Annotated in this window: 16 protein-coding genes; 12 read left to right on the top strand and 4 right to left on the bottom strand. The window is 31.5% G+C overall.

Going from position 1 to position 19862, the window contains the following annotated elements:
- Nucleotides 1-218: 218 nt before the first annotated feature.
- Both GGR97_RS07455 and GGR97_RS07450 read right to left on the bottom strand, forming a co-directional pair.
- Nucleotides 219-404, bottom strand: coding sequence for a hypothetical protein (locus GGR97_RS07455; RefSeq protein WP_167897896.1), 186 nt, complete (start codon nt 402-404; stop codon nt 219-221).
- Nucleotides 405-436: 32 nt separating this feature from the next.
- Nucleotides 437-598 carry a DUF1328 family protein gene (locus tag GGR97_RS07450; RefSeq protein ID WP_167897895.1) on the bottom strand — a complete coding sequence of 54 codons (162 nt, stop codon included), beginning with the start codon at nt 596-598 and terminating at the stop codon, nt 437-439.
- Nucleotides 599-883: 285 nt separating this feature from the next.
- Between GGR97_RS07450 and GGR97_RS07445 the strand changes: the two genes are divergently transcribed.
- The 4 genes from GGR97_RS07445 to GGR97_RS07430 all read left to right on the top strand — a co-directional run bounded on the left by GGR97_RS07445 (nt 884) and on the right by GGR97_RS07430 (nt 8043).
- Complete coding sequence (locus tag GGR97_RS07445) at nt 884-1441, top strand: RNA polymerase sigma-70 factor (protein ID WP_209272337.1); 558 nt, start codon at nt 884-886, stop codon at nt 1439-1441.
- Between the two features lie 98 nt (nt 1442-1539).
- Nucleotides 1540-2706 carry a FecR family protein gene (locus GGR97_RS07440; protein ID WP_167897894.1) on the top strand — a complete coding sequence of 389 codons (1167 nt, stop codon included), beginning with the start codon at nt 1540-1542 and terminating at the stop codon, nt 2704-2706.
- A 139-nt stretch (nt 2707-2845) separates the two neighbouring features.
- Nucleotides 2846-6313, top strand: a complete 3468-nt coding sequence (locus GGR97_RS07435) for a TonB-dependent receptor (RefSeq protein WP_245229473.1) — start codon at nt 2846-2848, stop codon at nt 6311-6313.
- A gap of 11 nt (nt 6314-6324) precedes the next feature.
- On the top strand, nt 6325-8043 hold the full coding sequence (locus GGR97_RS07430; RefSeq protein ID WP_167897893.1) for a RagB/SusD family nutrient uptake outer membrane protein: 1719 nt from the start codon (nt 6325-6327) through the stop codon (nt 8041-8043).
- A gap of 94 nt (nt 8044-8137) precedes the next feature.
- Here the strand turns inward: GGR97_RS07430 and GGR97_RS07425 are convergent, their stop codons facing one another.
- Entirely contained in the window at nt 8138-8902 is a 765-nt protein-coding gene (locus GGR97_RS07425; RefSeq protein WP_167897892.1) for a TIGR02757 family protein, read from the bottom strand.
- A 238-nt stretch (nt 8903-9140) separates the two neighbouring features.
- Between GGR97_RS07425 and GGR97_RS07420 the strand changes: the two genes are divergently transcribed.
- The 6 genes from GGR97_RS07420 (at nt 9141) to GGR97_RS07395 (ending at nt 16788) form a co-directional block, all read left to right on the top strand.
- The gene (locus GGR97_RS07420; protein ID WP_167897891.1) at nt 9141-10568 is read left to right on the top strand and encodes a carbohydrate porin; all 1428 of its coding nucleotides are present in this window, start codon (nt 9141-9143) and stop codon (nt 10566-10568) included.
- A 59-nt stretch (nt 10569-10627) separates the two neighbouring features.
- Entirely contained in the window at nt 10628-12649 is a 2022-nt protein-coding gene (locus GGR97_RS07415) for a glycoside hydrolase family 97 protein (protein WP_167897890.1), read from the top strand.
- Nucleotides 12650-12780: 131 nt separating this feature from the next.
- Nucleotides 12781-13860, top strand: coding sequence for a LacI family DNA-binding transcriptional regulator (locus tag GGR97_RS07410; protein ID WP_167897889.1), 1080 nt, complete (start codon nt 12781-12783; stop codon nt 13858-13860).
- A gap of 182 nt (nt 13861-14042) precedes the next feature.
- Complete coding sequence (locus tag GGR97_RS07405; protein WP_167897888.1) at nt 14043-15200, top strand: cytochrome P450; 1158 nt, start codon at nt 14043-14045, stop codon at nt 15198-15200.
- A 34-nt stretch (nt 15201-15234) separates the two neighbouring features.
- Nucleotides 15235-15543, top strand: coding sequence for a 2Fe-2S iron-sulfur cluster-binding protein (locus GGR97_RS07400; RefSeq protein WP_167897887.1), 309 nt, complete (start codon nt 15235-15237; stop codon nt 15541-15543).
- A 6-nt stretch (nt 15544-15549) separates the two neighbouring features.
- Complete coding sequence (locus GGR97_RS07395; RefSeq protein ID WP_167897886.1) at nt 15550-16788, top strand: NAD(P)/FAD-dependent oxidoreductase; 1239 nt, start codon at nt 15550-15552, stop codon at nt 16786-16788.
- 56 nt (nt 16789-16844) lie between these two features.
- Here GGR97_RS07395 and GGR97_RS07390 read toward each other — a convergent pair whose 3' ends face one another.
- Nucleotides 16845-17540 (bottom strand): pseudouridine synthase, encoded by a 696-nt coding sequence (locus GGR97_RS07390; RefSeq protein WP_167897885.1) that lies wholly within the window; start codon nt 17538-17540, stop codon nt 16845-16847.
- A 227-nt stretch (nt 17541-17767) separates the two neighbouring features.
- On the opposite strand from GGR97_RS07390, the gene GGR97_RS07385 reads away from it, so the two are divergent.
- Nucleotides 17768-18409 (top strand): RNA polymerase sigma factor, encoded by a 642-nt coding sequence (locus GGR97_RS07385; RefSeq protein ID WP_167897884.1) that lies wholly within the window; start codon nt 17768-17770, stop codon nt 18407-18409.
- A gap of 149 nt (nt 18410-18558) precedes the next feature.
- A complete protein-coding gene (locus tag GGR97_RS07380; RefSeq protein WP_167897883.1) occupies nt 18559-19755 on the top strand; it encodes a FecR family protein in 1197 nt (398 codons plus the stop codon).
- The last annotated feature ends 107 nt before the right edge of the window (nt 19756-19862 follow it).

The following is a 19862-nucleotide window of genomic DNA, read 5'->3' as shown; positions in this document are numbered from 1 at the left end:
GTGATGATTACTAATATATAAACCGATGTTTAAAAAAACTAAGTTAAGTAATTAATAGCCTGCTAAAACTGCGCTATCACATATTTAAGAAAGAATTAACAGTTTCGTTATTTTTAGTATTAAAATTAGGTGTGTTTTTAGTTACAATAAGCGCATAAAAAAAGAGAACGTTTTTCAAAATCATTCTCTTTTTTTATTTTAAACTTGCTAACAATCATCTATTTGGCTTCTATTTTTACTTCAACATTCCCTTTCTTGTCAATTTTAAAGTAATTTGCTTTTTCTTTTCTTGGAACTGTTTTTTCTTTTTCAATAATTTTAACAGTTTCTTTTTTGTCTTTACAACTGATAAATAAACTAGTTGCTATTAGAATTGTAGTAATTATATAGATTGATTTTTTCATAATATTGATTTGTTAGATACACTTAATTAGTCTTAAATTTTCTTCCTTCCAAATAACAAGGAAACAAAGAATAAAATAAGAAACAGAACAAATAATATTTTGGCAATACTAGCTGCACCTGCTGCAATTCCTGTAAAACCTAATACACCGGCTATAATGGCTAAAACAATAAAACTAAAACTTAAACGTAACATATTTTTGATTTTTAAAGGTTCATAAAATGAGTAATTAACTCCTACTTCAAAATTAGAATGAATCTATAATTTATAGATTGATGGTAAACAAGTGAAAAGTTGAGTTGTATCAATTTTATAAGAAATAAGGCTAAGTATGGCAAGTGGTAGTGGCAGATAATTGTTAATCAATCAACTACATTTCTGTAAAATGTTTATTTAGGCTTGCTTTATGTTTTTTTAAGACTGCTTTTCGGTATTCTATTTTTATAATTTCGACAAACTAACTATTACTTTGTTGCTAAATTGACTGATAAAACCATATTATCATTAAAAGAATTTAAAGAACTCTATAATACTTTTTATTTTTCGTTATGTCTGTTTGCTGATAGATATATGAATGATATTGAGTTGTCAAAAGATCTTGTTCAAGATGTTTTTGTAAAAGTATGGAATAACAAAACTCCTTTTGAAAGCGAATTGGCCATTAAAACGTATTTGTACAGGTCGGTTAGAAACAAATGCTTTGATGTGTTAAAAAGCAAAGACTTTAAATCGAAATCTAAACTTACGGACTATGATTTATCGGTTATTGAATCTGAATCTTTTTATGAAAAAGAAATTTTTATAGAAGAAGTTTCTAGAATTATAGATACAGCCGTAAATACGTTGCCTAAAAAATGTGCTGTTATTATAAAATTAAGTTTAAAGGGATTGTGTAATACGCAAATATCAGAAGAGTTGTCTGTATCTATTAGTACAGTTAAGGCACAAAAAAGGATTGCTTATCAAAAATTACGTCCATTATTAAAACAGAGTGTATTAAGTCTTTGTTTTTGTGTTTTTAATAGGTTTTTTTATTAATAAATAAATTATTTGTAAAAAAGTTAAACTTTTTTTAGTCTATTCTCTTTTTATATCGTCTTTAGGTATATAAGCAATAAATAAAGCTTGTGCTTGAGATGAGAAAAATTGAAAACATATATATACTAGCCGCTAAAGTTGCTAAATCAATTTTAAAAAACAAGAAAGTAAATCCAGATAAGATTACGGAACTGTTTGATGAAAAAGAGGCAGTTGAAATTCTAAATAGATTAGATACTATTGAAGAGAAAACGAACAGACAGTTAAAACTAAAATCTCTAAAAAAAACTAAAAATAGCGATTGGAAAAAAATCCATCAACAAGTTGTTCCTGCTAAAAAAACAATTCGTTTAGCATTGTTTTACAAAGTTGCTGCTGTGTTTGTTGGTGTTTTAGGACTGTCTTATTTTTTAACTTTTTACAGCAACAATAATACCTTACACAATATAGCAACTAATGATGCTATTGTTTTAAAATTAGGTAATGGAAAAACTCAAATAATCCATACAGACGGATCTAGTGTAATTGTAAATAATAGTGGAACAGTTGTAAGTAAACAAATAGGAACAAGTTTAGAATATGTATCTGCAAATAATGTAGAAACTTTAATTTATAATGAACTAACAGTTCCTTTTGGAAAAACTTTCCAAGTTTTATTGTCAGATAGTACTATGGTGCATTTAAATTCGGGGACAACGCTTAAATACCCTGTAAAATTCTTAAAAGGAAAAGAACGTTTGGTTTACTTAACTGGGGAGGCTTATTTTAAGGTGTCTAAAGACAAGCACCATCCATTTACGGTAGTTTCTAAAGATATTAATATTAGAGTTTTAGGAACAGAATTTAATGTATGCTCTTATCCAGAAGATTTTGGCTCTAAAACTGTTTTGGTAGAAGGTTCGGTTAGTTTGTATAAAAACAATCAAGACTACAGTAAAGAAAATGAAACACTTTTGGTTCCTAATCAAAAAGCAGTTTGGAGTTTTAACAATAAAGAATTCATTATAAAAGATATTCCTGATACTTCTATGTACACAGCTTGGATGGAAGGTAAAGTAGTGTTTAAACACACTTATTTTAAAAACATCATCAAAAAATTGGAAAGGCATTACAATGTTAAAATTCAAAACAATAATTCTGAACTAGCACACAAAAAATTTACAGGATATTTTGATAATGAAACAATAGAACAAGTATTAAAAGCCTTCTGTAAAAACTACAAAATAGAATACACAATTAAAAACAACCTAATAACTATAAACTAAAATCAATGAAATAAAAAGAAAGAACTAAATCCGAAAAGAAAACGCTTTAAACTAAAAAATCGGAAAATGCTGCAACATTTCCCGATCATAATTAAAGTGTTACAATTATTAATTAAACACTAAACTCAAAAACAAAAGTATGAAAAATCTCAAAAACGTTGAGAGGTATTCCCTTTTTACATTAAAGTTTGACTTAAAGATGAAATTAACTATTTATTTGTTTCTATTTTCTCTTATCCAAATCAATGCTACTACCTATTCTCAAGACACAAAAATCTCCTTAAAATTAACGGATGTAAGTGTAGAAAAAGTATTAGATGAAATTGAAACTAAAACAGAATTTAAAGTATTATATAGCAGCGATGAAGTTGACTATGCAAAGATTGTTTCTGTAAATGTTGTAGAAACAAAAGTATCAGATATACTAAATACTATTTTTAGCAATACCAATATTTCTTATGATTTGGTAGATAAACAAATTGTTTTATTTACTTCTGAAAACAAAACAATACATACAAAAACTACTAATAATATTGCTCAACAACAGCAAACAAGAACGGTTCTTGGTAGTGTAACTGATAAAAATGGAGTTGTTCCGGGAGTAAACGTAGTTGTAAAAGGTACCAACAAGGGAGCTATGACAGATTTTGATGGAAATTATTCAATTACTGTATCTGGACCTAGTGATGTGTTAGTCTTTTCATATGTTGGTTATGAAACAAAAGAAGTAACCGTTGGAACAGAATCATTAATTAACGTTGTGTTAAAAGAAGACGTATCAGAGCTTAATGAGGTTGTTTTACTAGGGTATACTTCTCGTAAAAAAGGAGAATTAACAGGGTCTGTTTCTCAAATATCAGAAGATGTAATAGAGAAATCATCTAGTAAAGACATCGCTAAATCATTAGCGGGTAGAGCTTCAGGTTTAATTATTAGTGACCGTGGAGGATATCCTGGTGCTGGTAATGGAAATGGAGGAAATACAGATGATGATTCTACAACAATCTTAATAAGAGGAATGTCTACATTAGGAAATAACTCTCCTTTAATTTTAATAGACGGAATTCAAGCGGGTTCTTTCTCTCATTTATCTCCACAAGATATTGCTTCGTTAACTATTTTAAAAGATGGTGCTGCAGCAATTTATGGATCTAGAGCAGCAAATGGAGTTATTTTAATTACAACAAAAAGAGGTAAAACAGGTGCTCCAAAAGTTAATTTCACAACCTCATACACCTCTTCTTCTTTTTCAAGAACTCCAAGTTTAATGTCTTCGGAACAATTTGCTATTTATGAAAACGAAATAGCTTCTAGAGCTGGTGATGCTGCTCCATATTCTGCTGCCGATATTGCTAAATATAAAGATGGTTCAGATCCCTTAAATTTTCCAAATACAAATTGGGCAGATTTAACCTTAGCAGATAGCTCACCAGAATCTCGTACAAGTTTAAGTATTTCTGGAGGAGATGATAAAACTAAATATTTTGTAAGTGGAGATATGTTTGACCAAAAAGGAATGTATAAGTCTGGAGATTTAGGATTTAAACAAAAACAAATAAGATCTAATATAGACATGAATGTTTTTGAGGATTTAAAATTAGGAGTAGATTTATTAGGAAGATTTGGTGATAGAAAAGAACCAGGTGTAGATGATGGATATATTTACAAACACATATACACTAACCTACCAACACAAGTAGGGTATTATCCAAACGGATTAGCAGGATGGGGAGGAGAAAACGGAGCCAACCCTGCAGTAATGTCAAGCAATCAGTCAGGTTTTATAAATAGAAAAGACACAGATTTAAGAGGTAAGTTTTCTTTTGACTTAAGATTAGATAAGCTAGCCAAAGGTTTAAGTGTAAAAGGTTTTGCAGGTATTAGAAAGCAAAGTAATGATGAAAAATCTTGGTACACTCCATGGACAGTCCATACTTTACAAGGTACTGATTATGTAGAACAACCTGGTTTTTCGCAAAGAGGACAAGAAAGAATTTTAAGAGAATCTTTTTGGAAATATGATGAAACGTTACTGAACTCTACTATACACTACAATACTTCTGTAGAGAATCACAATATTAGTGGTTTTATTGGTATTGAAAATTTAAAAAGCAAAACAAGAGAGTTTTGGGCACAAAGAATTGGTGGTTTCCCAACAGAAAGCTCAACGGAATTAGCCATTGGTGGACCCGATAATCAACAAACATCTGGTCAGTCTAATGAGTTTAAAAGATTAGATTATTTTGGGTCTATTTCTTATGATTATGATAAAAAATATTTTGTAGATCTTACCATACGTCGTGATGGGTCTAGTATTTTTAATAAAGGTGCTAGATACGGAACTTTTCCAAGTATAGCAGCAGCCTGGGATATTAGCAAAGAATCTTTTATGGAAAATGTTCCTGTATTAAATTCTTTAAAACTTAGAACTTCTTGGTCAGAAATGGGGAACGATAGAATTGCTCCGTTCCAATGGGCTACAGGTTATGCCTCTGGAGAAGCAAACCCAAACAGTGCCATTCCAAGATACTATACTTTTGGAACAGGAGGTACGCTAATTAATGCTTTTGGGGTAACCAATATTCCTAATGAAAACGTAACTTGGGAAACTGCTAATATGAAAAATATTGGTTTAACATTTTCTATGTTAGATAAAAGATTGTCAGGAGATATTAATTATTTCCGTCAAGACAGAAGCGGAATTTTAGTGAATAACGCAAATGAAATTCCAAGTTTTACAGGTATAGATGCTTCTTTAATTCCAGAAGAAAACATAGGGAAAACAAAAAGTTGGGGATATGAACTAGAATTATCTTGGGCAGATAAAATAGGAGCGGTTAACTATAATTTAGGAATGACTTTTTCTCAAGCTAAAAATGAAGTGGTAGATATTAATGAACCTGATGGTGTATTGGCATGGCAAAAAGAAGAAGGAAAACCTATTAATTCTTTCTTAGTCTACCCAACAAACGGAATTTTTAAAAATCAAGCAGAAGTAGATGCTGCTACTGCAAAACTACCAGGAACCACAGAAGGTGAACCTTATTATGTAGATACTAACAAAGATGGTGAAATTACAGGGGCAGATAGAGTTAGAGTTTCAGATACAAATATACCACAAGTTCAATATGGTATTTTTGGAGGACTTACTTACAAAAATTTTGATTTTAACTTTTTGTTACAAGGTCAAGCCGGTGCTAAAACTTTAGTATTCTTTGATCAAGTAGGTTCTAAACCAGACTTTGTATTTACAGACAGATGGACTCCAAATAATAGAAATGCATCTTATCCAAGATCTTTTGCTCAAGGAGATAAATTTAGTGGAAATCAAAGTGGTGATGAAGCAAATTTTGAAGGAGCGGATATCTATTTAAAAGATGCTTCTTTTTTAAGATTAAAAGAAGTAGAAGTTGCTTACACATTTACCAAAGAAAAATTAAAGTTTGGAAACGTAAGAGTTTTTGCAAGAGGATTTAATTTGCTAACCATGTTTTCAGACATCTATGATTTAGGTTTAGATCCAGAAGCTACAAGCTTTAATAATTTTAGAAATGCTACCTATCCTTCATTAAGAAGTTATACAGTAGGAGTAAATGTTAATTTTTAAAAATGATAATGATGAAAATAATAAACAGATATAAATTAGTGTGTTTAGGTGTTTTTGCTGCTTTTAGCTTGTCTAGTTGTAGTGAAGATGTATTAGATACTTTACCAACAAATACAACAGAGGCCTCAGTAGTACTTTCTGATCCAGATTTAGTGGAACAACTACTATTTAAAACCTATAATAGCACAGAGTCTTGGGGGTATAACAATAGAATATGGTGGTCTAGAAGATTTAATCTTGAAAATGCATCTTACGAAGCAAAATTTAATTTTAACAATTTAGATAGATTTAGAGTAAGAGCCGGATGGACACCAACCAATATTGGAGATTTTAGATTAAAATGGGAAACGTACTGGCTTTATATTCGTGAAGCAAATGACTTTTTATTAAAAGTTCCTACTAGCGAAGCCATGACAAAAGATGCAGATGCTGTAAAAGTATTAATTGCTGAAATGAAATTCTTAAGAGCTAATACTTATGCAAAATTAGTCAACCTATGGGGAGGGGTTCCAATTATCACGAGTCCATTTGGTTTAAAAGATGATTTTCAAATAAAACGTAATTCTTATGAAGAGTGTATTGATTTTATTGTCTCAGAATTAGATGCTGCAATTACAGATTTACCAGAGACTAGATCGGGAGATGAATTTGGTAGAGCCACTAAATTGTCAGCCATGGCAGTTAAATCACGTATTTTGTTATATGCAGCAAGTGATTTACACGATCCTACAACGCTTCCAAACGGACCTTTGTATGATTATACAAAAAGCACAAAATGGCAAGATGCTGCTGATGCTGCTAAAGAGATTATTGATGCGGTAGGAGATAGAGACTTAATTTCTGTAGCGAATGCAAAACAATACAATAACTTGTTCTTAGCACCTAATGACGATATTTTATTTGCTAGACCTTTTGGTTCTGATTTGTTTGGATTTGGAACAGATGTAAATTCTTTACCAGATCAAACTCAAAGTCCAAGTGGTTACGGAGGATGGGCATTATCGTCTCCAACACATAATTTTACATTAGAGTTTAATATGGAAGATGGTACAGATACCTCTACAGGAACTTATGATCCTTTAAATCCTAACGATAATCGTGAAATGAGATATTATGCAAACATTCTTTATAACGGTGCTCAATTTAGAGGAAGAGATGTACAGTATTTTTTATCTGATGATCCTACTGTAAATCCACATGGATTAGATTCTCCTGAAGGATTAGGAAATCAATTACATTCCTCAAAAACAGGATACAATATTAAAAAGTTTCAGAACGAATCAACCACAACATTAACTGAAACTACCGCAGGAAGACCTTATATTTTATATCGTTTGGCAGAAGTATATTTAAATTATGCAGAAGCAATGTATCATGTAGGAGGTGGGGTTGCTGAAGCTCAAAAATATGTGAGTAAAGTGTCTACAAGAGCCTTGCAACCTGCAATAACAAGTGTAGGGGCAGAACTTTTGGAAGATATTAAACGAGAAAGAAGAGTTGAATTGTGTTTTGAGGGACATAACTTTTTTGACGAAAGAAGATGGATGAACACAGCTCATTTAGGTTTTGATATTAAAGGGTTAAAATGGACCAAAGCAGCAAGTGGAGTTTTATCGTTTAACGAAGAAACGGTAGTTACAAGACCTTGGTTTGATAAAATGTATTATTTACCAATTCCTCAGGATGAGATAAATAAAGTATCAACCCTAGTTCAAAACTCAGGATATTAGTAGTTAGTTTTTTGGATAGATAAAAGAGCTAAGTAAATTAATTTTTACTTGGCTCTTTTTGATTTTATAGAAGTGTTTAAGATTAACGAGTATATTAAAACCCTTCAAAAATCCCCAATCCAAACAAGGCAAAATCATATTTTACAGGATCTGTAGGATCTAGTTTTCTTAAAGAAGCATCTAGTTCTAGTAAAGCTTTGGCATCGTTTTGTTTTCGGTTAATAAAACCTAGTTTTCTTCCAACATTACCCGTGTGTACATCTAAAGGACAAGATAGGTAGGCAGACGGAATAGTTTTCCAAATTCCCAAATCTACACCTAGCTGATCTTGTCTTACCATCCATCTTAAAAACATGTTAATACGTTTTGCAGCAGAACCTTTAAGCGGATCAGAAACGTGTTTGGTGGTTCTAACAGGGTGGGGTATTTCAAAAAACACCTTTTTAAATTCATGAATAGCAGGCTGTAAAGATTTATCTTTTACATTGCTCGCAAATACATTTTCTAAACCTTTATGCTGAGTGTATATATTTTTTAAAGAACGAATAAAAAACTGAAAGTCAATTCCGTTAAAAGTTCGATGTTTAAAATCAGCCAATTTTTCTAAATCTTTTTCGGTATGATTCATCACAAAATCATAAGGACTATGGTTTAGCAATTCCATCATTTGCATACAATTTTTAATAATCATAGGTCTTTTTCCCCAAGAGATAGTAGCAGCTAAAAATCCTGCTATTTCAATGTCTTCTTTTTGGGTATATAAATGTGGAATCTGTACAGGATCCTCATGTATAAAATTATTGTTATTGTAAGCTGCTACTTTGCTATCTAAAAACTCCTTTAATTCTAATTGAGTCATTTTTTTTTATTTACTAATCAAAGATACAATTTGTAGAACGATGTAACATTCTAATCTTTCAACGGTTTTGATGTAAGAAAATATTTTTATAAGAAAACTATGAGTTTTATTGAGGGTATGATAATAAAATGATTACGAAAACAAATATTATTTAATATTATTTGTTTTTGTGTTATTTTTATTTGTATGTTTGCGAAAACATAATTTGTTTTTTGTAACATTAACTAAACTAAAAATCATGAACATTTTTTTTAACTTATTGCAGAAAGATTATGGTTTAAATAAGAGGATTATTGTAATTGGTTTTATCAACGCTAGAATTAGTAGTTGCTTAACCTGTGTTTTATTGTTGTGGATGTCTAGTGAAGTTCACAGTCAAACTATTTTTAAAAACGAAAACAATACGTTTGGTACTTCTGGGTATATAAGAACAGGAGTAGGAAGGAGCGAAGGAGCTAAAACTCAAGCACATTTTCAAATGCCAGGAGCTCAAAACAAATATAGTTTAGGAAACCAGGCTGATACCTATGGTGAACTAGAGTTTGATTATGTACACTATTTAAATACAGAAAAAAACAAATCCCTAGATGTTGTTTGGATGACTTCTTTTTATGAAGCTTTTGGTAGTGAAAATCAAATGGAGTTTGATAAAACAGCCCAACTATATATTCGCGGAAAAAATCTTTTAGGTAAAGGAGAAACTTTATGGGTAGGGAAAAGATATTACGATAGAAAAGCAATTCATTTATTAGACAGACAATGGATCAATCCTGCTCAAAAAGGATGGGGATTTGGTGTGGAAGATTTGTTAAAAAACAAAACCAATGAAGATCTTAAAATTGGAGTGTGGAGTTTTAAAGATGATGATGTGGTATCTTATATTAACAGAAATACAAGCAAGTTAAAAACATTCACCTTAGATACTCGTTGGGTAAACATGCCTGTTAGTAGTACGCTAAAATTGAATCTGGCTTTAAATTATTCTTACCGTCCTAAAAATGAAACTTTAGCGTATCAGAATAGACAAGGATTTGGTGCTTTTGCCTGGTTAGATTATGAAAAAAATAAAATAACCAATACCATAGCGGTTTTGTTTAGACAAGGAGCTACAGTACCACAACATCACTGGACAGGGATGTCTGAAAAAGAAAACCCAGATAATAGCACCACGGTGTTTAACAATTTAAAAACAGCTTATACTTTAGAAATTAACAACAACTTTTTGTACGATGATTTAGACAAGTTTGCCATTAACGGAATTTTACTAACGGTAATTAGAGACTATGGAACCCATCCTTATGTTTATAGGGGGACTAATAACTTAGAATTTCAACAAGGAAAAGGAAATATGATGTATTGGTTAACTGCTGGAGCTAGAGGAATGTATTATATGAGTGATTATTTTAAATTGAGTTTAGAAATTAGTCACGAATACATTCACAACGAGCAATTAGACGTTACAGGAAATTTAAACAGAATTTCTTTTACTCCCGAAATTTCTTTAAGCAAAGGTTTTTATTCTAGGCCCGTCTTACGTCCCTTAGTAACCTATGCTTTTTGGAGTGATGATTTAAAAGGGAAGGTAGGAAACATTCCTAATGATGCTCCTTTTGGAAATGCTACAGATGGATTTACGTACGGTTTACAATTCGAGATTTGGTGGTAAACACTTTAACTATATATAACAATCATTTTAATTTTTTATAATATCAAAAATTTAATATCATGAAAAACAAAATTTCTTTAACACTCTTTATTAGTATGATTTTTTTTACGGTAACTGCTATGGCAGCAGATTCTAAAAAACTAACAGTAACCTCTCCAGATGGTAAAACACAAACTGATGTTACGGTAGGCAAGAATATTAGCTATACCGTTTCGCAAGATAATGTACAGGTTTTAGCACCTTCTCAACTTTCTATGACCTTGTCAGATGGAATTATTTGGGGAGAAAACGCAAAAATTAAAGATGTAAAAACAAAACATGTAAACACCATTATTGAGGCACCTTTTTACAAAGTTAAAAAAGTAGCAGATGTCTACAACCAGTTATTAATTCAGTTTAAAGGAAATTGGAGTTTAGAGTTTAGAGTGTATAATGATGGTGTTGCTTATCGATTTATCAGTACCAAAAAAGGAAGCTACAATGTTGTAAATGAATTGGCAGAATATAAGTTTACAAACAATGCTGTTGCTACGGTTCCTTATGTGTATTCTCCAGGAGATCAAGAACATCAGCTTTCTCAATCTTTTGAAAATACTTACACAAACTTAAAAATATCAGAATTAGACAAAGACCGATTGATGTTTTTACCCTTAAGTGTAGAGGCTCCAAAAGGAAAACGTATCACTATTACAGAAAGTGATTTGCGTAACTATCCGGGAATGTATTTTAAAACTAACGAGAAAAAAAATACCATGACTGCTTTTTTTGCTCCTTTGCGTAACCAAATAGAAGAACATTCAGGATATAACAATCTTCAAGTAACAGTAAAAAGTCGTCACAACTATATTGCAACCATCAACAACAAACGTAGTTTTCCTTGGAGAGCTGCCATCGTTACTCGTAATGATGTGGATTTAGCAAATACAACCATGACTTTTAAATTGGCAGAAGAAAATGCAATTGGAAATACAGATTGGATCAAACCAGGAAAAGTTGCTTGGGATTGGTGGAACAATTGGAATTTAGAAGGTGTTGATTTTAAAGCGGGAATTAACAATGAAACTTACAAATACTATATTGATTTTGCATCTAACAATGGAATAGAATATGTGATTTTAGATGAAGGATGGTCTGTAAATAAAGTGTACGATTTAATGCAAGTAGTTCCAGAAATTGATTTGGAAGAATTGATTGCTTATGCAAAAGAAAGAAATGTAGGAATTATTCTTTGGGCAGGATACTACGCTTTTGATAAAGACATGGAAAAAGTTTGTAAGCATTACAGTAAAATGGGAGTCAAAGGATTTAAAGTAGATTTTATGAATGGGGATGACCAAGAATTAGTTTATTTTAATGAACGTGTTGCAAAAATGTGTGCCAAATATGAGTTAATAGCAGATCTTCATGGAACCTATAAGCCAGCTGGTTTGCAACGTACTTATCCTAATATTTTAAATTTTGAAGGTGTACACGGTTTAGAGCAAATGAAATGGCAACCTATTACTTGTGATCAAGTAACCTACGATGTAACTCTTCCTTATATTCGTATGATTTCGGGACCTGTAGATTATACACAAGGGGCTATGAACAATGCTGTAAAAGCATTAAATACTATAACCAATGTTGTAGAAACACAATACTATCCAAACTTTTCTAAACCAATGAGTCAGGGGACACGTTGTCACCAATTGGCAGAATATGTAATTTTCTTATCGCCATTAAATATGCTTTGCGATACTCCTACTAATTATGAGAAAAATCCTGTAAGTACAGCGTTTATTTCTTCTATTCCTACCGTATGGGATGAAACCAAAACCATAGAAGGTAAAATGGGAGAATACATTGTAACAGCTCGTAGACATGGAGATACTTGGTTTATAGGTGGATTAAACAACTGGGATGCCAGAGAAATTACCATCAATATAAAAGAGATCACAGGAAAAACTGGAGAAGTAACCATTTTTAAAGATGGTATAAATGCAGATATGAATGGTGTTGATTTTGTAAAGAAAACAGAAAATGTAACAGGAAATTTAACCATACGCATGGCACCAGGTGGTGGTTTTGTTGTTAGGTTATAATTACAAGCTATAGTGTAGTTTTGTTTAAAATCTACTTTCAAAGGCAATAGCCAATGGAAGTAGATTTTTTAATAATACAGAACAAAATAAATAAGAATGCGTGTATATTTGTGATATAAGAATGGTAAATTATGAGTAAAAAGGTAACTTTTAAAGAGGTAGCAGAATTAGCAGGAGTGTCTACACAAACTGTTTCTAGAGTTACCAATGGTGGAAAAGGAGTAGAGCCTAACACATTAAAAAGAGTACAACAAGCTATAGATACATTGGGTTATGTTCCTAATAAAGGAGCTCAGTTGTTGGTTCGCAAAAAAGCAAAAGTGTTTGGAGTTATTTCTTTAGACATGTCTATGGAAGGTGCCATGAATATTGTTGAAGGAATTAGAGTAGAAAGCAAACAACAAGGATATGCTATTTCCATTAGTGTGTTAGAACCTGGAGACGATAATTTAGAAGAAGCCATTCGTGATTTAAAAGCTCAGCAAGTAGATGCCATTTTAATCAATTTAGCGGTAACCAAAGAGGTGGCAGAAGCTATGGTTAAAAAACACCATCATATTCCTTTTTTGTTTATTGATGTTCCTGTAGAGGCCAACGTAAGTCAAGTGTCTGCCAATCATTATCAAGGAGCTAAAAAAATTATAAAATCTTTATTAGCCAAAGGTCACCAACGTTTTGCATTGTTAAATGGACCCGAAAATTCATGGGCAGCCAATCAAAGAAAACTAGCTTGGGAAGAAGAAATAAAAAAGGCAAATGCTAAAATTATAATTCAAGCAGAAGGAGATTGGAGTGCAAAAAGTGGGTATTTAGAAACAACTCAAATGTTATTACATCCTCAAAAATTTGATGCCTTATTGGTAGTTAGTGATCAAATGGCCTTAGGAGCATTGCGTGCTTGTGCAGAACAAAAAAAGGCTGTTCCTCAACAATTAGCCGTTACAGGTTTTGATGATACTTCGGATAGTGCTTATTTCAATCCTCCTTTAACAACGGTTCGCCAAAACTTTTTAGAAATAGGGAAACAAGCAGTTCAAAAAATCTTACATCAGTTAAAAGATCACAAGGTAATTTCTAAAGAATTTATAGAGGTAGAACTTATAGAAAGACAGAGCACAATGCTACTAGATAAAGAGGTGAATTCTGTTCAGAAAATAGAAAATTTACTTCAAGAAATTCAAACCATCCTTCCTACCATTCCACATCAATAAAGCGTTACTTTACCTTTTTATTGAAATATTTCTTTTTAAAAACGAGGTAATAGTAGATAATTATGTGTTAATAATGTGTAACTTTTAACTTAGTCATCCCCTTTACATTTGTATTTATAGGTTTTCTATGCGATTATTAATGACATAGACTTTAAAACCTATCTACAAAAACAAGAAAGAAGATGAATACAAGTGAAATTTCAGATCCGTTTAAAAAAGCACGTATTGAAAACGGTTGTGGTCATATAGAAGATCAGAATGATCCGGCTACTATGGTATTACGTTTAAAAGATGTACGTAAATGTGCTCATAATTGGAAAACGTTTCAATCGGGAGCAGAACCAGGTAGAATTGTTATTCCATCAGAAGTAGCTATTAGAACTACTAGACAAATTCCTTTTGAAGTAGATCCACCAGAACATAAAGGATATCGTGATTTGGTAGAACCTTGGTTTAAAAGACCTTTAGATCCTACTTATCAAGAAAAATTAAAAGTAATTATAGATACTATTATTGATGAGGTTTTAACAAAAGAAAGCATTGAGGTAGTTGGAGACTTGTCTTTAAAATTACAATCTAGAGCTTTAACATTGTTGTTAAATACTCCTTTTGAAGAATCAGAAAGATGGATTTCTTGGGGGACTCACGTATTTAGAAGCGAAGACTCTTCATTAGATGGAGACAAAGCCAATATTTTATATGATTATATTGATGAGGAAATAGACAAAGCCATAGCAAATCCTGGGTGTGATTTGTATTCGGTACTATTAGCTTCTGAAGTAAATGGAAAAAAAATGACCAAAGAAGAGGTTAAAGGAGTAATGATTTTAACTTTTGCAGGTGGTCGTGATACGGTAATTAATGCCTTAACCAACTCAGTAGCTTATTTTGCAGAGCATCCAGAATCTATTCAACAGATTAAAGAAAATCCTGAAATTACAGGAAAAGCAGTAGAAGAATTAATTAGATATTTTTCTCCATTAACTCAAATGGGTAGAGTTGCTACACAAGATGCTACAGTTTGTGAACATGCTGTAAAAGCAGATACAAGAATTTCTTTGTGTTGGGCATCTGCTAACAGAGATGAAACGGTGTTCGAAAATCCGAATGAAGTAGTTTTAGATAGAAAATTAAATCCACACATTGCTTTTGGTTTTGGAACGCATAACTGTTTAGGAGCAACACATGCTCGTCAGATAATGAACATCTTTTTAACAACAATTGCTCAAAAAGTAGCTTCTATAGACATTTTAGAAGCAGAAGAAAATATAGAAGATTTAGGAGATTTTAAAAGAAAGGTAGGTTATGATAGCTTAACCGTAAAATTTAATGCTCACTAACCCCAAAAACAAACAACAACTAAATAAAGATAAAATGGCTAAAATAACTTTTATAACAAGCGATAACGAAAGAATTGAATTAGAAGCAACATCTGGTTCTGTAATGCAGTTGGCAGTAGACAATGGTGTGCAAGGAATTGATGGTGATTGTGGTGGTGTGTGTTCTTGTGCAACCTGTCATGTACACGTATTGCCAGAGCATGTTGCAAAAACCGGAGAAGCAAGCGAAATAGAAAACGATATGTTGGAGTTAGATGACAATGTAAGTGAGTACAGCCGTTTGTGTTGTCAATTAGAGGTTTCTGAGGCTTTGGATGGAGTTGTTTTACAAGTTGCTAAATAATTGTCCATGTCAGTTCAAAAAACATGTGTAGTAATTGGAGCCAGCCATGGTGGAGTAAACTTTGCAACAGCATTACGAAAAGAAGGTTGGGAAGGAGCTATTATTTTAATAGATAGAGATCCTGAAATTCCTTATCATAGACCTCCGTTGTCTAAAGCTTATTTAACTTCTACAGATGGAATAGAAGCTTATCATCTAAAATCTGAAGAGAGTTATATAAAAGACAATGTGCAACTAAAATTAGGAGTTGAGGTTGTTAGTATTGACAAAGAAAATCAACAAATAATTCTAGGTGATGGTACTAGCCAAGCTTATGATAAATTAGTTATAGCTACAGGAGCAAGACCTATTATTCCTCCTATAAAAGGAATTCAAACAGCAGCTCATTTGTATCCTTTAAGGACGGCTAAAGATGTAGAAGATATTCGTACAGCTTTGTTAAATTCTGTTGCTAAAAATGTAGTGGTAATTGGAGGTGGATATATTGGATTAGAAACGGCAGCTTCTTTAAAAAAGATGGGGGCTGAGGTAACTGTTTTAGAAAGAGAAGAACGAATTTTAGCTAGAGTTACAGCTCCAGAAATGTCTACTTTTTTTCAAGAATTACATACTGCTAATGGAGTAGATGTGTTAACTAGTAAAAACGTAACAGCTATTGAAACCGAAAACGGTGTCAATACAGTTTTTTGTGAAGATGGAACTTCTTACCAAGCAGCGGTTATTGTAGTTGGAGTAGGTATTTTGGTGAATACAGAATTAGCTAAAAATATAGGTTTAACAATAGAGAACGGAATTAAGGTAGATGCTACAGCAAAAACAAGTGATGATGACATTTATGCCATTGGAGACTGTACATATCACTTTAATCCGCATTACGATCGATTTATAAGATTGGAGTCTGTTCAAAATGCTGTAGATCAAGCAAAGGTAGCTGCTGCCGCTATTTGTGGTAAATCACCTGTGTACAATGCTCTTCCTTGGTTTTGGTCAGATCAATACAATGTAAAGTTACAAATGGTTGGTTTGTCTCAAGGATACAATCAAGTATTGGTAAGAAAAGACGAAGATTTAAAGTTTTCTATCTGGTATTTTAAAGATGATGTGTTGTTAGCTGTTGATGCTGTTAACAATGCCAAAGCCTATGTTATTGGAACAAAGTTTATCAAAGAAAATAAAAAGATAGACAAAGAGAAATTAATAGATACATCAGTTGATTTTAAACCCTTGAATTTGTTACAATCATAAAACTAATTAGAGATAAACAAACTCCCAAAAGCCATCTGGTTTTTGGGAGTTATTTTTTATACTTGAAGATTTTTTAATTGCTGTAAAACTCTTTTCCAATTCTCAGAAAAATCAGTTTCTAAAATGTGTTTTTGGTTTGTATAAGGATGGGCAAAGCTTAGCGTTTTGGCATGTAAAAATAGTGCCTCGTTTTGGAATTGATCTTCAAACATACGGTTGTGAAAACGATCTCCGTATTTAGGATCACCAATTAAAGGATGACTAATTTTGTTCATGTGAATTCGTAATTGATGGAGTCTTCCTGTTTTGGGATTCAATTCCACTAAACTGTATCTAGACATTTCGTAAGGCCCTACTTGTATAGGGATTTCAAAAGTTTCTAAGCGTTTGTAATGGGTTAAAGCTTCTTTGTGTACATTGGCATCACGACTCTTTACAGGACTGTCTATACTGCCTTTTTCAGGAATAAAACCACGAACCAATCCGTAATAGGTTTTCTGAATTTGATTGGCAATAAATAAATCTTGAAAAGCTTTTACAAATTCCTTTTGCTTGGCAAATAAAATGATACCAGAAGTTTTTCTGTCTAATCTATGTATGGGATAATATTTTTTTCCTAATTCATCAACTAGTAATTGAACTAAAGACTTTTCATCCAATTGATTATTAGCCATAACAGAATGATGTACCAATATATTATTGGGTTTGTGTACAGCTAAAATATAATCATCTTGATAAAGAATTGTGGTCATTAGAAAGGAATATTAAAGTGTGTAAATATAGAGTTTTATTAGATGAATTTTAATGTTGAATAGATTGAAATACACTTGTTAAAGAGATGTAGATATGCAGCTATAAAGTGCTGTTTTTTGTACAATTTTAGTAAATGATAGAATAAGTGTTTTGAAAACTAAAATTGAATATTGTTGTTTTTTTGTTAGATTTGTTAAGTTATCATTATTATTTACTGCTATTTTTTATGAAAAATTTAAGTAATCTTACCGAGTTTGAAGAGGTCTCTTTTCCAAAAACAAAGCGTAAAGAAATAGTATATCAAGTTGACAATGATATTGCTCTGTGGAAAGAGTTTCAGTTAGGAAGCGAAATTGCTTTTGCTAAAATTTATAAAGAAAATGTAGACAAACTTTATAGATATGGTTTAAAAGTAGTGTATGATAAAAACCTAGTAAAAGATGCAATTCAAGATCTTTTTATTGAATTATGGGATCGTAAAGAAAAACTATCCGAAGTAAATTCCATTAAATCTTACCTGTATACAAGTCTAAGACGTAAGCTAATCAAACAACAGATTAAGCATAAAAAAACGCACAATTCTAACGAAAGTGTTGATACGCTTAAGGATGAATTAGAATCTATTGAATTTAGTTTGATAGAAAAACAACAATTAGATGTTGAGTTAAAATCCTTAAAAAAAGGTTTAGATAATTTAAAACCCAAACAAAGAGAAATTGTATATCTAAAATTTTATGCTCGTCTTAGCTACGAAGAAATTATGGATATTATGTCTTTAGATAAAAAGCAAGCTTATAATTTATTGTCAAGAACCTTAAAAACACTGAAAGATGTTTTGATACTATTATTGATTTTATTTAAAATGTAAAACGTAATAATAGTAGTTTTTGTTTGTGATTATATGGGTGTAAAACCAGTAAAAGTGATTTTTTAATAAAAAAATCACTTTTTTTATGAGTAAAATTTAAATTCTAGGCTCTATACTAATATACGGACCTTAATATTCCATCCATTATAATGAAATACAATAATTATTCAATTGAAGATTTTGCTAGTGATCCATATTTTCAAACTTGGGTGTTTGAGCAAAATGCGATGGCAGATAAGTTTTGGACAGATTGGTTAGCAGAGCACCCAAACAAAAAAGAAACCATTGCAAAAGCTCGCAAACTGGTTTTGTTGTTAGATCGTGATGAGGATACGTTGTCTAAAGAAGATTTTGATGCTATTTGGAGAAATATTATTGTAAAAAGAGATCTTAAGAACGTAGAACATAATTTTAAGAAGAAATCTAATAAAGCTCAAAGCTGGTTTTTACTAAAGGTTGCTGCTGTATTTATAGGCTTGTTCACACTAGGGTATACCACTTATTATTTTGCTCCTTTTTCAATAAAAAATTCATCAAAAATAGTAGCTCATAATAAAATTAGTTTGGAGTTAGAAGATGGTAGTATTGTTTATTTAGAAGACACCACCTCCGAAATTATAGAAAGTAAAACCAGTGCTGTTGCAAGCAACAAAAAGAAAATTTCCTATAAAAATTCTAAAAAGATTTCTAGCAAACTTGTTTACAATAAAATTACAGTTCCTTATGGAAAAATCTTTGAAGTTGAATTGTCAGATGGATCAAAAGTTCTTTTGAATTCTGGAAGCCAATTAAAATATCCTGTAAGATTTTTAAAAGACACTCCTAGAAATGTGTATTTAGAAGGAGAGGCCTTTTTTGAAGTAGCCAAAGATAAACACAATGCATTTACAGTAGTAACCAATAAAATGAACACACGTGTTTATGGAACAAAGTTTAATGTTTCTTGTTATGCAAACGAACAGAAAACAGAAACAGTTCTGGTAGAAGGTAGTGTAGGAGTTTACAAAGTAAAAGAAGGAGATGCAAATCATCCAATACTAATTAAACCTGGGTTTAAAGCTTTGTATAAAAATAAAGAAATAGGAGTTGCTAAGATTGATGTTTTAAAATACACTGCATGGACAGAAGACAAACTAGTGTTTATAGATGATTCTTTTGAAGTGATTATAAAAAGATTAGAAAGAAAATACAACGTAAACATAGACAACCAATTCAGCAAGTTAAATACTAAGAAGTTTACAGGTTTTTTTAAGAACGAACCTTTACATGTTGTTTTAGATGTTTTTAGAGCACATACACAATTTAATTACAAAATAGAAAAAGAGGAAGTAACTATAACCAAGTAAAAACAACTAACCAAAAAACAATTATATGAGTCCGTAAGAAATGATAAAGAATCGGAAGATGGGCCAACATCTTCCGATGGTAAAAGATTTAAGTCCGATTAAAAACA

The sequence above is a fragment of the Wenyingzhuangia aestuarii genome (assembly GCF_011927765.1).
GTDB lineage: Bacteria > Bacteroidota > Bacteroidia > Flavobacteriales > Flavobacteriaceae > Wenyingzhuangia > Wenyingzhuangia aestuarii.
This window is presented reverse-complemented; position numbering and strand designations above follow the sequence as displayed.

What these genes read in the sequence shown, in the direction of transcription:
- GGR97_RS07455 (WP_167897896.1), bottom strand. Translation starts at nt 404, where the DNA reads ATGAAAAAATCAATCTATATAATTACTACAATTCTAATAGCAACTAGT.
- GGR97_RS07450 (WP_167897895.1), bottom strand. Translation starts at nt 598, where the DNA reads ATGTTACGTTTAAGTTTTAGTTTTATTGTTTTAGCCATTATAGCCGGT.
- GGR97_RS07440 (WP_167897894.1), top strand. Translation starts at nt 1,540, where the DNA reads ATGAGAAAAATTGAAAACATATATATACTAGCCGCTAAAGTTGCTAAA.
- GGR97_RS07435 (WP_245229473.1), top strand. Translation starts at nt 2,846, where the DNA reads ATGAAAAATCTCAAAAACGTTGAGAGGTATTCCCTTTTTACATTAAAG.
- GGR97_RS07430 (WP_167897893.1), top strand. Translation starts at nt 6,325, where the DNA reads ATGAAAATAATAAACAGATATAAATTAGTGTGTTTAGGTGTTTTTGCT.
- GGR97_RS07425 (WP_167897892.1), bottom strand. Translation starts at nt 8,902, where the DNA reads ATGACTCAATTAGAATTAAAGGAGTTTTTAGATAGCAAAGTAGCAGCT.
- GGR97_RS07420 (WP_167897891.1), top strand. Translation starts at nt 9,141, where the DNA reads ATGAACATTTTTTTTAACTTATTGCAGAAAGATTATGGTTTAAATAAG.
- GGR97_RS07415 (WP_167897890.1), top strand. Translation starts at nt 10,628, where the DNA reads ATGAAAAACAAAATTTCTTTAACACTCTTTATTAGTATGATTTTTTTT.
- GGR97_RS07410 (WP_167897889.1), top strand. Translation starts at nt 12,781, where the DNA reads ATGAGTAAAAAGGTAACTTTTAAAGAGGTAGCAGAATTAGCAGGAGTG.
- GGR97_RS07405 (WP_167897888.1), top strand. Translation starts at nt 14,043, where the DNA reads ATGAATACAAGTGAAATTTCAGATCCGTTTAAAAAAGCACGTATTGAA.
- GGR97_RS07400 (WP_167897887.1), top strand. Translation starts at nt 15,235, where the DNA reads ATGGCTAAAATAACTTTTATAACAAGCGATAACGAAAGAATTGAATTA.
- GGR97_RS07395 (WP_167897886.1), top strand. Translation starts at nt 15,550, where the DNA reads ATGTCAGTTCAAAAAACATGTGTAGTAATTGGAGCCAGCCATGGTGGA.
- GGR97_RS07390 (WP_167897885.1), bottom strand. Translation starts at nt 17,540, where the DNA reads ATGACCACAATTCTTTATCAAGATGATTATATTTTAGCTGTACACAAA.
- GGR97_RS07385 (WP_167897884.1), top strand. Translation starts at nt 17,768, where the DNA reads ATGAAAAATTTAAGTAATCTTACCGAGTTTGAAGAGGTCTCTTTTCCA.
- GGR97_RS07380 (WP_167897883.1), top strand. Translation starts at nt 18,559, where the DNA reads ATGAAATACAATAATTATTCAATTGAAGATTTTGCTAGTGATCCATAT.